This is a genomic window from Pseudomonas nitroreducens (genome assembly GCF_014204515.1).
Lineage (GTDB): Bacteria > Pseudomonadota > Gammaproteobacteria > Pseudomonadales > Pseudomonadaceae > Pseudomonas > Pseudomonas nitritireducens_A.
Map to the genome: position 1 here is coordinate 130,483 of NZ_JACHLI010000017.1, position 11,604 is coordinate 142,086.

The following is an 11,604-nucleotide window of genomic DNA, read 5'->3' on the forward strand; positions in this document are numbered from 1 at the left end:
GCCGCGCCTGTCAGATGCCGTCTTTAGGATTTGTCTTAAATCACCCCTTCCGTCCGTCGCGATAAAAATCTCGCCATCGAGCTCCGCGCCCCCTGCAGGTGCGGAGCACCGCGCTTCACGTCGATGGTCAGAAGATGGATTCAGCCAACGCTCCCAAGCTCGCTACCTCAGATAACCTGCCGCCCCAGCAGGGCTTCACCCTGATCGAGACCCTGGTCACCATCACCATCCTGGCCATCGTGCTGGGCATTGCGGTGCCCTCCTTCGACCTGCTGATCAACCGCAACCGTGCGCAGAGCGCCGGCAAGCAACTGGTCGCGCTGCTGCAGTACGCCCGCGCCCAGGCGCAGATCGGCCGCCAGCCGGTGCGGGTGACGCCGCAGACCAGCGGCGACTGGACTTCCCTGCTGAGTGTCGGGCGCCTGCGCGGCGGCGACCTGGTCGGCCACCGGGAGATCGAACTGCGCAGGACCCGCCTCGATGACTCCGCCAGTCTGCGGATCGAGCAGGAGCCGAAGGCCCAGGTGGAATTCGACGGCAACGGCATCGCCGTGGGCAGCGGCACCTTTCCCCAGGTCTTCACCCTCACGGCCGGCCGCTACGCCAGCAAGGTCTGCCTGCAGCGCGGCGGAGCAGTAGCCCCATGCGACTGACTCGCCGAGCGCGCACCCCGCAGCAGGGTTTCTACCTGGTCGAGGTGCTGGTGGCGGTGATGCTCACCAGCGTCGCCCTGCTCGGCATGCTGGCCCTGCAGAGCCGCAACATCGCCTACAGCCACGACAGCCAGCAGCGGCAGAACGCCCTGCTGCTCGCCGCCGACCTCGCCCGCAGCATCCAGGCCAATCGCCTGGCGCTTGTCAGTAACGGCAAGCTAACCAGCGAGGCGAGCTATCTGGTGCCCGCCGGCAGCGCCTTTCCCACCCTGGGCAGCGGCCAGAGCTGCGCCACCAGCGGCCTGGGCAAGCTCGACCGGGCGCAGCGCGAGCTGGCCTGCTGGGTCGCGCAGCTGCGCCTGAAGCTCAATACCGACGACACGCTGCTCAGGGACTCCACCTACATCTGCCCCAGCCGCGACGGCCGCACCTGCGCTACCGATTCGCGCCAGCCGCTGCTGCTGGTCCAGCTCGCCTGGCACAGCCGCAACTGCCAGGCCGGCAGCCTCACCAGCGCCGAGGACGCCGACGCCGCCTGCCTCTCGGCGGGCGCCGGAGGCGGCGTCGAGCGCTACCGCCTGGGCTTCCAGCCATGAGTCGGCAGCGCCAGCGGGGCCTGTCCCTGATCGAGCTGATGGTCGCCATCGCGCTGGGCGTGATGGTCCTGCTGGGCGTCCTGCAGGTCTACCTGTCGGGCAGCGAGCATGCCGCGTTCAACCATGCCCAGCAGCAGAACCAGGCCAACGCGCGCTTCATCCTCACCCTGCTGCAGCGCGAGAGCGGCCATGCCGGCTACAGCGCCTGGGTGCGCCACGCCAGCGCCGCCGATGACCAGCAGTACGACTTCGTCATCGACCGCCAGGGGCCCTTCCCGGCGCTCACCGACGCCACCACCGGCTGCATCTTCGCCGCCGGCCAGGTCGCCAGCCCGGATGCCGGCGGCCGCGGCCTGTGCCTGCGCTACCAGCGCGCCCAGCGCAGCGACGCGCAAACGCAGCAGGACTGCACTGGCGCGGCGCTCTACAGCGATGACGACGAAGGCAATCCGCAAGCCCTGGTCAGCCACCTGCGCCTGTCCGGCGGCCAGTTTCTGTGCAGGACCAACAACCCGCTATCCGCTGGCGAAACCGTCCTCGCCGAGGGCCTCCACGACCTGGTGTTCGCCGTCGGCTCGACCAACCAGATCCGCGCCGGGCTGGTGCTGACCTCGCGCCGCGCACTGCTGCCGGAGAACTGCAGCTACCAGGACCCGCTCAACCCCGCCACGTCGAAGGACACCGGCACCCGCGGCCTGTGCAGCGCCTTCGCGCAGACGCTCTACCTGAGGAACCAGCCATGAACCGGCAACGCGGCCAGACCCTGCTGATCGCCCTGATCCTGCTGCTGGCGCTGAGCATGCTGACCCTGGGCAACCTGCGCAGCGGCCTGCTGCTGGACAACAGCCTGGCCGAGTCGCGGGACTACCAGGCGGCCCTGGGCGGCGCCGGCTCGGCGATCAGCGAGGCGCTGCAGCGCACACGCCTGAGCGCGACGATGGCGGTGAGCGAAGCGGATAACTGCGTCAGCAGCGCACAGGAGCAGCAGCAGGTGCTGCTCTGCGATCGCCGCTGGCTCGAACCCGGCGACGCCGCCAGTGCCGCGCTGCTGACCAGGGCCCGCACCTACCGCGGCAACGACCTCGCCAGCCCCGACCAACTGGCCGAACTGAGCAGCGCGCCACGCTGGTACGTCGCCGCACAGTGCGAGAGCCGCTCCTCCAGCGCCATGGCTGACTGCCTGTCCGGCAGCGGCACCCTGCTGCTGCAGATGAACGCCCTTTCCACCGGCATTACCGACCAGGCCCTGGTCCGCCTCCAGGAGTACGCCCGTGTCCAGCGCTGAACCGCTCCGCTCGCCCCGGCTTCCGGCCCTCCTGCTCGGCGGTGCGCTGCTGCTGGCCAGCGACTACGGCTGGGCGGCGACGCCCAGCCAGGCGCCACTGTTCCTCGTCGAGGGCGTCTCGCCCAACCTGATCGTCACCCTCGACGACTCCGGCAGCATGACCAGCGCCTACACCCCCGACGGTATGTCCTCCTACGCCATCGCCAACCGCTCCTCGGCGTACAACCCGATGTACTACAACCCGGCGATCACCTACGAAGCACCGTGGAAGGTCACCTTCAGCGGCGGCCGGGTGGTCAGCGAGCGCTACACCACGAGTTTCGCCAAGGCCTACTACGACGGTTTCCTCACCAACCAGACCAGCACCGTCGACCTGAGCCGCAACACCGGCAACGGCTACAGCCAGAACGCCATCCAGGCGGTGAACAGCACCGACGCCTACCAGCGCAACGCGCACTATTACCAGTTCGACGCCGCCTGTCCGCACGCGCGCAACGTGGCGACCAGCAGCCTGAGCGCGGTACAGAACTGCGCGGCGGACTCCTCGTACACCAGCGCCAGCGCCTGCACCCGCACCTGCTTCACGCCGCATTGGGTGAGCACCGAGAAGGAGCAGCAGAACTACGCCAACTGGTTTTCCTTCTACCGCACCCGCCAGCTGGCCACGCGCACCGCGGCCAACCTGGCGCTGTTCGACCTGCCCGAGCACATCCGCGTCACCTGGCAGGGCCTGAACTACTGCACCAGCATCAGCTTCAACCTCAGCTCCACGTCCTGTGGCAACCAGACCCTGGCGGCCTTCACCGGCCAGCACAAGGCGGACTTCTTCACCTTCACCAGCCGCCTGGTCGCCAGCGGCGGCACGCCCCTGGGCACCGCGCAGAACCGCGTCAACAGCTACCTGGCCAGCACCACCGCCTACAACCCCTACGCCCGCGTGCCGGGCGCCAGCCGCGACCTGAAGACCGAATACGCCTGCCGCCCCAGCTACCACCTGCTGATGACCGATGGCTTCGGTGACGGCTCCGGCGGCAACAACGCCGACGGCACGCCGCGAACCCTGCCCGACGGCAAGCAGTTCGCCGCCACCGCGCCCTACCAGGACCCCTGGTCCAACACCCTGGCCGACAACATCTTCCTCGGCTGGGCCACCGACGCCCGCAGCGACCTGGAGAACAAGGTGCCGCCGCGCTTTCGCGAGGGCAGCGACTACTGGAACCCGAAGAACGACCCCGCCACCTGGCAGCACGTCACCACCTACACCGTCGGACTGGGCCTGGGACCGACGCTGAAATACCTGCAGTGGGAAGGCGACACCTACTCCGGCTCCTATGCGCAACTGCTCGACGGCCGCAAGAGCTGGCCCAACCCCAGCGCCAGCACCACGCTGGACGGCATGACGGTCACCGCTAACGAAGGCAAGGTGGCCGCGCTCTGGCATGGCGCGCTGAATTCCCGCGGCGAGTTCTTCAGCGCCGACTCCACCAGCGAACTGGTGAAAGCCTTCCAGGCCATCGTCAGCAGCATCTCCAGCAGCCAACTGGCGGTGGCCGCCGCCGGTGCCAGTTCCACCTCGCTGAGCACCGACAGCCACCTCTACCGCGCCAGCTACCAGCCCACCGACTGGAGTGGCGACATCCTGCAGTACCGTCTCGATGCCGATGGCAATGCCCAGGCCAACGCCAGCCTGTCGTTCCGCAACCAGTTGAACCTGCGTTCCGCGGCCAGCCGCAGCCTCTACACCAATACCGCCCCGGACAGCGCCAAGGGCCAGTTGCAGCCCTTCACCTGGGACAATCTCGCGGCGCAGCAACAGCAATGGCTCGACCGCGCGCCGGGCACCCAGCGCGAGGACAACCTGGGCCAGCGCCGCGTCGACTGGCTGCGCGGCGAACGCAGCGACGAGGGAGGCACCTTCCGCGCGCGCAACCACCTGCTGGGCGACATCATCTACTCCTCGCCCCTGGTGGTCGGAGCGCCATCCGCCGTCACCTACTACCTGGAGAAGGCCGCCGGCGCCAGCGGCTACGACGAGTTCCGCAGGGACCATGCCGATCGCGAAAGTCGTCTGTATGTCGACGCCAACGACGGCATGCTGCACGCCTTCGACGAAACCGGAAGCGAGCGCTGGGCCTTCATCCCTGCGGCCGTGTTCGCGCAACTCAACTACCTGCCCGATACCCGGTACGCCGCGCGCTCCGAGGAAGAAAACACCAACAGCCTGCACCGCTACTACGTCGACGGCAGCGCGGTCAGCCGCGACGTGCATTTCGCCGGCAGCTGGCACACCGTGCTGGTCATGGCCCCCGGCCGCGGCGGGCGCGGCCTGTTCGCCCTGGACATCACCGACGCCGACCGCCCGCGCCTGCTCTGGGAGTACTCCGACAGCGCGCGCAGCGCCACTGGCCAGGACATCGACTTCGGCCATGTGCTCGATCGGCCGGTCATCACCTTCTCCGGCGGCGAAGCCTACGTGCTCACCGGCAACGGCTACGACACCGCCAAGGGCTATTCGCTGTCGATCCGCCTGGAAGACGGGCGCATCAGCGCCGCCAGCGAGTCCGCCGCCGGCGACGGCGAAGTCGGCAGCACGGTCGCCTGGACCCGCGCGTCCAGCCCCGGCGAGCTCGCGCAGCGCTACTACGGCAGCCTGCAGGGCAAGCTCTACCGCCAGGCCGGCGTCGACAGCGTTTCCAGCCTGCTGTCGAGCATCCCCGCAGCACGCAGCCAGCCGCTGAGCACTCCCGCCGAAGTCACCCAGCATCCGCGTGGCGGGCAGCTGGTGATCGCCGGCAGCGGCAAGTTCTTCGAAGCCGGCGACAAGGAAGGCGCGCTCAGCCGGCAGTCCCTCTACGGCTTCTGGGACCAGACCGACTACCTCGCCCATGTCGACGGCGCGGGCAGCCCCACCACCCTGAGCCGTCTGAGCGACCTGCAGGCCCAGACGCTGACCCAGGAAAGCGTCACGCACAGCGCCGGCAGCAGCGAAGTACGCCAGCTGAGCAGCGAACGCGTGGCCTGGGACAACAGCGGCAAGCGCGGGGTGGGCATCCGCGGCTGGTACTTCGACCTGGCCGACGGCGAGCGAATCCTCGACCAGCCCTTCATGCTCGGCGATGTGCTGTTCGTCACCGTCGGCCGCCCCAATGCCGACCCGTGCAGCGCCGGCATTACCTACTGGCTGCTGGCGGTGGACCCGAAGAGCGGCGGTGCGCTGGATTTCAATGTGTTCGACCTGGTCGGCGACGGCTCCTACAGCGAGACCGCCAGCGGTATTCGCATCGACGGCCCGCTGACCCGCATCGGCGACAACCTCTACAGCCCCGACGGCACGCGCGTCCCGGTGCAGCTGTTCGACCCGCAGAACCAGGGGCGCTTCAACTGGCGGATCATGAACTACAACCTGCCGGTGAATTACCCATGACGGCCCCGGCGCGCCTGCCGACCCTGGACAGATACCGCGGCTTCACCCTGGTCGAGCTGATGGTGGTGGTGTCCATCCTCGCCCTGCTGGCCGGCATCGCCATCCCCAGCTATCGCCAGTACGTCCTGCGCGCCCAGCGCAGCGAAGCACAGACGCTCCTGCGCGACGCCGCCGCCCAGCAGGAGCGCTACCTCGCGCAGTACAGCCGGTATACCGACGAGCCGGCGCGGCTGGCCTTTCCCGCGCCGCTGACGGCCGACGGCAAGCGCCTCTCGCCGAACCAGCTGTACGAACTGGGCATCGAGCACCCCGACGGCAATACCCGTCGCTACCGCCTCAGTGCCCTGCGACTCGGCGCCCAGGGCCAGGACCGCGAGTGCGGCGACTTCACCCTGGACGAGCAGGGCACGCGCGGCACCAGCGCAGGCAGCGTGGCAAGCTGCTGGCGTTGATCAAACGCTCGCTTTGATTGCGCTTTCCACAAATTCTGGTGCAGCATCGGATGCGATGGCTATCTGCTGGCCGCGATGGCTGTCGCTGGCATAGCCCCTGCATTGCCATACCAGCCCACTCACCTCCCGCCGAGGCCCGCTCATGCGCATTGTGCAAGCCACGCTCGACCACCTCGATCTGCTCGCGCCGCTGTTCGTCAAATACCGCGAGTTCTACGGCATGCTCCCCTACCCCGAATCCTCGCGAAAATTCCTCGAGAAGCGCCTGCGCCGCAAGGAATCGGTGATCTACCTGGCGCTGCCGGACGATGGCGAAGACAGGATCCTCGGCTTCTGCCAGCTCTACCCGAGCTACTCGTCGCTGTCGCTCAAGCGCGTGTGGATCCTCAACGACATCTACGTCGCCGAAGAGGCACGCCGCCAACTGGTCGCCGACCACCTGCTGCAGACTGCCCGGCAGATGGCCCGCGAGACCCAGGCCGTGCGCATGCGCGTATCCACCAGCGTCAACAACGAGGTGGCGCAGAAGGTCTACGAATCCATCGGCTTCCGCGAGGACAGCGAGTTCAAGAACTACGTCCTGCCGATCAGCGACGACCTCAACTGAGCGCCAGCCGCCCCGCTGGCAGCGGCGGGCGCGGCGCACTAGAGTGCCATCAGCGGAAATTGCCGCGGCCACCGCATGAAGGGATCCCATGCGTCATTCCCTGTTCGTTCTGCGTACAGCCTGCCTCTGCCTCGCGTTGCTGGGCCCCGCCGCCCAGGCCCAGACCCTGCGCATCGCCACCCTGGAGTGGTCGCCCTACGTGGGCAGCGACCTGCCGGGCAACGGCCTGGCCAGCCGCATCCTCAACGAAGCCCTGGCGCTCAACGGCGACAAGGCCGAACTGGTCTTCCTGCCCTGGCAGCGGGCCCTCAATGAGACCCGTGAAGGCCGCTTCGACGCACTGATGCCGGCCTACCTGTCTCCTGACCGCAGCCAGGACTTCTACACCTCGATGCCGCTGCTGGACTCCCAGCTCGGCTTCTTCCGCCGCCGCGACCGCGCCCTGCCGATCAACCCGCGCGACCTCGATACCCTGCGCCCGTATCGCATCGGCGTGGTGCGCGGCTACGTCAACCAGGTCGGCTTCGACGCCGCCGACTTCCTCAACAAGGACGTGGTCAGCAGCGACTGGCAGAACCTGGAAAAACTCCTGCGCGGACGCATCGACCTGGCCGTGGTGGACCGCTATACCGGCTACCAGCTGCTCAGCCAGAACGCCCCGGCGCTGCGCGAGCAGCTGGAGTTCGTCGAGCCGCCGCTGGAGGTCAAGCCGCTCTACGTGCTGGTGCCCAGGAAGCGCGCCGAAGGCGAAGCCCTGGCCGCCAGCCTCGACCGCGGCCTGCGTACCCTGCGCCGCAGCGGCCGGCTGCAGCAGCTGATCGCCGACGCGCACCTGGAGACCGCGATGAACACCCGCGAGGTCGCCACCAAGCCACTGGCCGAGCAATGGCCGGCGGATGGCCAGCAGCACGGTGCTGCCCTGCACCCCGCCCTGCTCAGCTGGCAGGCCAGCCGCTACTAGGGGCATTTGTCACAAGGCGTTGCCACGCTCGCAGCGACAGTATTTTCACGCCGAAGCTGTAATATCCTCCCGCGGACTTCCGTCGCAGGATTCGACGGAGCGCGCCCCCGGCAGCCCGCTCGCGCCCTATAATGGGCGGCCCGGCCGTTCACCTCGTAGTCAGACAGGCTTCTCATGGAATTCAACCCGATCGACCTGATTCTCCACCTCGACACCTACCTGTCGCTGGCGGTGGCCAACTATGGCACCTGGATCTACGCCATCCTGTTCCTGGTGATCTTCTGCGAAACCGGCCTGGTGGTGACGCCCTTCCTGCCGGGCGACTCCCTGCTCTTCATCGCCGGCGCCATCTGCGCCGCCGGCGGCATGGACCCCTGGCTGCTCGGCGGCCTGCTGCTGGTCGCGGCGATTTCCGGCGACAGCACCAACTACGTGATCGGTCGAACCCTGGGCAAGCGCCTGTTCAGCAACCCGAAGTCGAAGATCTTCCGCCGCGACTACCTGGACCAGACCCACGCCTTCTACGAACGCCACGGCGGCAAGACCGTCACCCTGGCGCGCTTCCTGCCCATCGTGCGGACCTTCGCGCCCTTCGTCGCCGGCATGGCCTACATGCCCTACGCGCGCTTCCTGTTCTTCAGCGTGGCCGGCAGCATCGCCTGGGTCGGCGGCCTGGTGACCCTGGGCTTCTTCTTCGGCAACGTACCGTTCATCAAGCAGAACCTGTCGGTGATGATCATCGCCATCATCGCCTTCTCCCTGGTGCCCATGCTGATCGGCTTCATCCGCCACAAGATGCGCCCCGCCACCAAGGCCCAGACCAGCGAGCGCTGATCCGTCCATGTGGTCGTTCAGCGCCTGGCGCCGGCGGCGCTTCCTCGCCCGCTATCCGCTCGATGGCGAGCTCTGGGCACAGGTGCGCCGCAGCCTGCCGATCCTCGACGGCCTGAGCGAAGACGAACTGCGCCTGCTGGGCGAGCGGGCGCTGCTGTTCCTGCGCGACAAGCGCCTCTCGCCACTGCCGGGCATCGAGCTGGACGACTACCGCCGCCTGCTGCTGGCCACCCAGGCCGAGCTGCCGCTGCTGCACCTGCCGGACCTCAACTGGTACAGCGGCTTCCATGAGCTGGTGCTCTACCCCGATGACTTCGTCAGTCCGCAGAAGCACCGCGACCCGGCTGGCGTCCTGCACGAGTTCGACGACGAGCGCGCCGGCGAAACCTCCCTGCAGGGCCCGGTGATCCTCGCCTGGCCCGGCGTGGAGAGCGGCGGCGGCTGGGATGCCTACAACCTGGTGATCCACGAACTGGCGCACAAGCTCGACATGCTCAACGGCGACGCCAACGGCCTGCCGCCGCTGCACCGCGACATGCGCGTCACCGACTGGGCCGCCGCCATGCAGGGCGCCTACGACGAGATGAACCGCCAGCTCGATCGCGATCCGCAGGCACACACCGCCATCGATCCGTATGCGGCGGAGAATCCGGCGGAGTTCTTCGCCGTCACCAGCGAGTACTTCTTTACCGCTCCTGACCTCCTCCAGGCGGCCTATCCCAAAGTCTATGAACAGCTTTCGCTGTTCTACCGGCAAGATCCTCTCGCGCGCCTGCGCCGGCTGCAGGCCGATCATCCCGAATATCAGGAAACTCACGCGCACTAGGCGATGTCTGTGGCTAGGCCACGGCAATCTGCCTATAATCCGCCGCACTTTTTCGGCCCGACCACACCCTGGAGTCGTCCATGAGCTACAGCAGCATCCCGGCTGGCAAAGACCTGCCGAACGACATTTACGTCGCCATCGAGATCCCGGCCAACCACGCGCCGATCAAGTACGAGATCGACAAGGACACCGACTGCCTGTTCGTCGACCGTTTCATGGCCACCCCGATGTTCTACCCGGCCAACTACGGCTTCATCCCCAACACCCTGGCCGACGACGGTGACCCCCTCGACGTGCTGGTCGTGACCCCGTACCCGGTCGCTCCCGGCTCGGTGATCCGCGCCCGTCCGGTTGGCGTGCTGAACATGAGCGACGAGGCCGGCGGCGACGCCAAGCTGATCGCCGTACCGCACGACAAGCTGACCGTCCTCTACCAGGACGTGAAGGAATACACCGACCTGCCGGCCCTGCTGCTGGAGCAGATCAAGCACTTCTTCGAGAACTACAAGGATCTCGAGAAGGGCAAGTGGGTCAAAGTCGAAGGCTGGGGCGACGCCGCCCAGGCCCACGACTACATCACCAAGGCCGTCGCCGCCTTCCAGGCCAAGTGACGGTCGCGGGGTAACCCGCGCTGTGAATAGCCCCGCCCTGGCGGGGCTTTTTCATGACTGGGATTAGGCTTTTCGTCCCGACTTTGCTACCATCTGCGCCCCGCACGCAGCTCGCTGCGCTGCCACAGAATCAAGGCGGTCCGCCCTACCAGAAGTAGCGTTGGACCACCCCCTGGAAGCCGGCCACAAGCCGGCTTTTTTAATGCCCGCGATTTGCCTCCGCGCCGCCTGCGCAATCCCCTGCCAGACCGCTCGCCGGCCAATGCGCCGCTGTCACGGGCCAGGCATAAGATCGGACTATCCTCTCGCCGGTCCGCCGTCATGAAACGCTCGCCGCCCCTCCTGCTCGCCCTGCTGCTGACAGCCCCCGCGCTTGCTCCTGCGCAGGCTGCGGAGTGGAAGCTGGCCAAGGACGCAGACGGTGTACGCGTCTACCTGAGCGAAGTGCCCGGCTCACGCTACAAGGTAAGCGCGTGAAAATCGGCGTCCTGGGTGCCTGACCCCGCAGTTGAGACTATTGCGTCCGCAACTTTTCTTGCGGACGCAAGCATGACCACCGATGACCTCAGTTATTTGCCACTCACCGTGACCCGTGTCGTGCATGGCAAGCGTCGTTTTGACCCGGATGACAAACGTCGCCTGATCCAAGCCTGCCTGCTGCCAGGTGTATCGATATCTGGCATGGCTCTGCGGGCCGGCATCAACGCCAACCAGTTGCACAAATGGATCCTCAGGCACAAGCGTCAAGCTTCTTCGGCGTTCGTACCCGTCGTGACCACTGGCGCCCACGCTGAGTTGACCTCGGCCAGATCCTATTCGGCGGTCTCGACCCACCCTGGCATAGAGATATCATCACCGACGTCCCCGAAACCTGCGCGCCTCGCTGCTCAACTTCCCAACGGCGCGAGAATCGAGCTTGAGTGTGGAGGGCAAGATGTCGCCTTGGTGAGGGCGTTGATTGAAGCGCTCGGAGCGATCTGATGTTCCGCCTTGAGGAGGGGCTGAAAGTCTACCTGCATCGAGACCCGGTTGATTTCCGCAAAAGCATCAACGGTTTGTCGGCACTGGTCGAACAATCGTTGGAACTCGACCCGTTCGCGCAGGCCGTCTATGTGTTTCGTAATCGACGGGCCGACCGAATCAAGCTGCTAGCCTGGGACCGCAACGGCTTCTGGCTACTTTTCAAGCGTCTGGAAACCGATCGCTTCACCTGGCCGAGAAAAGAGGCCGTCGTCAGTCTCTCTGTCGAGCAGTTGCACTGGTTGCTGGACGGTATCGACATCAGCGCCGTCCAGCGGCATCAGCCGCGAAATTATCACCGGGCCGTATGAACAGGGCGTCTTCGTGCTGGTCTA

The 11,604-nt window shown here is 66.9% G+C and carries 14 protein-coding genes; all 14 read left to right on the forward strand.

Annotated features, from left to right (window positions below):
- The first annotated feature begins 134 nt into the window (after nucleotides 1-134).
- On the forward strand, nucleotides 135-653 hold the full coding sequence (locus tag HNP46_RS20465) for a GspH/FimT family pseudopilin (protein ID WP_184592557.1): 519 nt from the start codon (nucleotides 135-137) through the stop codon (nucleotides 651-653).
- Complete coding sequence (gene pilV, locus HNP46_RS20470; protein WP_184592559.1) at nucleotides 644-1,249, forward strand: type IV pilus modification protein PilV; 606 nt, start codon at nucleotides 644-646, stop codon at nucleotides 1,247-1,249. Before HNP46_RS20465 ends, pilV begins: the two co-directional genes overlap by 10 nt.
- Nucleotides 1,246-1,992 (forward strand): PilW family protein, encoded by a 747-nt coding sequence (locus tag HNP46_RS20475; protein WP_184592561.1) that lies wholly within the window; start codon nucleotides 1,246-1,248, stop codon nucleotides 1,990-1,992. The genes pilV and HNP46_RS20475 overlap by 4 nt, the downstream gene beginning before the upstream one ends.
- Nucleotides 1,989-2,534 (forward strand): hypothetical protein, encoded by a 546-nt coding sequence (locus HNP46_RS20480; RefSeq protein WP_184592563.1) that lies wholly within the window; start codon nucleotides 1,989-1,991, stop codon nucleotides 2,532-2,534. The genes HNP46_RS20475 and HNP46_RS20480 overlap by 4 nt, the downstream gene beginning before the upstream one ends.
- Nucleotides 2,521-5,958, forward strand: a complete 3,438-nt coding sequence (locus HNP46_RS36080; RefSeq protein ID WP_184592565.1) for a pilus assembly protein — start codon at nucleotides 2,521-2,523, stop codon at nucleotides 5,956-5,958. Before HNP46_RS20480 ends, HNP46_RS36080 begins: the two co-directional genes overlap by 14 nt.
- Nucleotides 5,955-6,410 carry a type IV pilin protein gene (locus HNP46_RS20490; RefSeq protein WP_184592567.1) on the forward strand — a complete coding sequence of 152 codons (456 nt, stop codon included), beginning with the start codon at nucleotides 5,955-5,957 and terminating at the stop codon, nucleotides 6,408-6,410. Before HNP46_RS36080 ends, HNP46_RS20490 begins: the two co-directional genes overlap by 4 nt.
- Before the next feature lie 142 nt (nucleotides 6,411-6,552).
- Nucleotides 6,553-7,017 carry a GNAT family N-acetyltransferase gene (locus tag HNP46_RS20495; protein ID WP_184592569.1) on the forward strand — a complete coding sequence of 155 codons (465 nt, stop codon included), beginning with the start codon at nucleotides 6,553-6,555 and terminating at the stop codon, nucleotides 7,015-7,017.
- Nucleotides 7,018-7,105: 88 nt separating this feature from the next.
- A complete protein-coding gene (locus tag HNP46_RS20500; protein WP_184592571.1) occupies nucleotides 7,106-7,978 on the forward strand; it encodes a substrate-binding periplasmic protein in 873 nt (290 codons plus the stop codon).
- 174 nt (nucleotides 7,979-8,152) lie between these two features.
- A complete protein-coding gene (locus tag HNP46_RS20505) occupies nucleotides 8,153-8,812 on the forward strand; it encodes a DedA family protein (protein WP_184592573.1) in 660 nt (219 codons plus the stop codon).
- A 7-nt stretch (nucleotides 8,813-8,819) separates the two neighbouring features.
- A complete protein-coding gene (locus HNP46_RS20510) occupies nucleotides 8,820-9,638 on the forward strand; it encodes a zinc-dependent peptidase (protein ID WP_184592575.1) in 819 nt (272 codons plus the stop codon).
- An 80-nt stretch (nucleotides 9,639-9,718) separates the two neighbouring features.
- A complete protein-coding gene (gene ppa, locus HNP46_RS20515; protein ID WP_184592577.1) occupies nucleotides 9,719-10,249 on the forward strand; it encodes an inorganic diphosphatase in 531 nt (176 codons plus the stop codon).
- Nucleotides 10,250-10,570: 321 nt separating this feature from the next.
- Nucleotides 10,571-10,726, forward strand: coding sequence for a hypothetical protein (locus HNP46_RS20520; RefSeq protein ID WP_260403218.1), 156 nt, complete (start codon nucleotides 10,571-10,573; stop codon nucleotides 10,724-10,726).
- A gap of 72 nt (nucleotides 10,727-10,798) precedes the next feature.
- Entirely contained in the window at nucleotides 10,799-11,230 is a 432-nt protein-coding gene (gene tnpA / locus HNP46_RS20525) for an IS66-like element accessory protein TnpA (RefSeq protein ID WP_184592579.1), read from the forward strand.
- Complete coding sequence (gene tnpB / locus HNP46_RS20530; RefSeq protein WP_184592581.1) at nucleotides 11,230-11,580, forward strand: IS66 family insertion sequence element accessory protein TnpB; 351 nt, start codon at nucleotides 11,230-11,232, stop codon at nucleotides 11,578-11,580. The genes tnpA and tnpB overlap by 1 nt, the downstream gene beginning before the upstream one ends.
- Nucleotides 11,581-11,604: the final 24 nt, after the last annotated feature.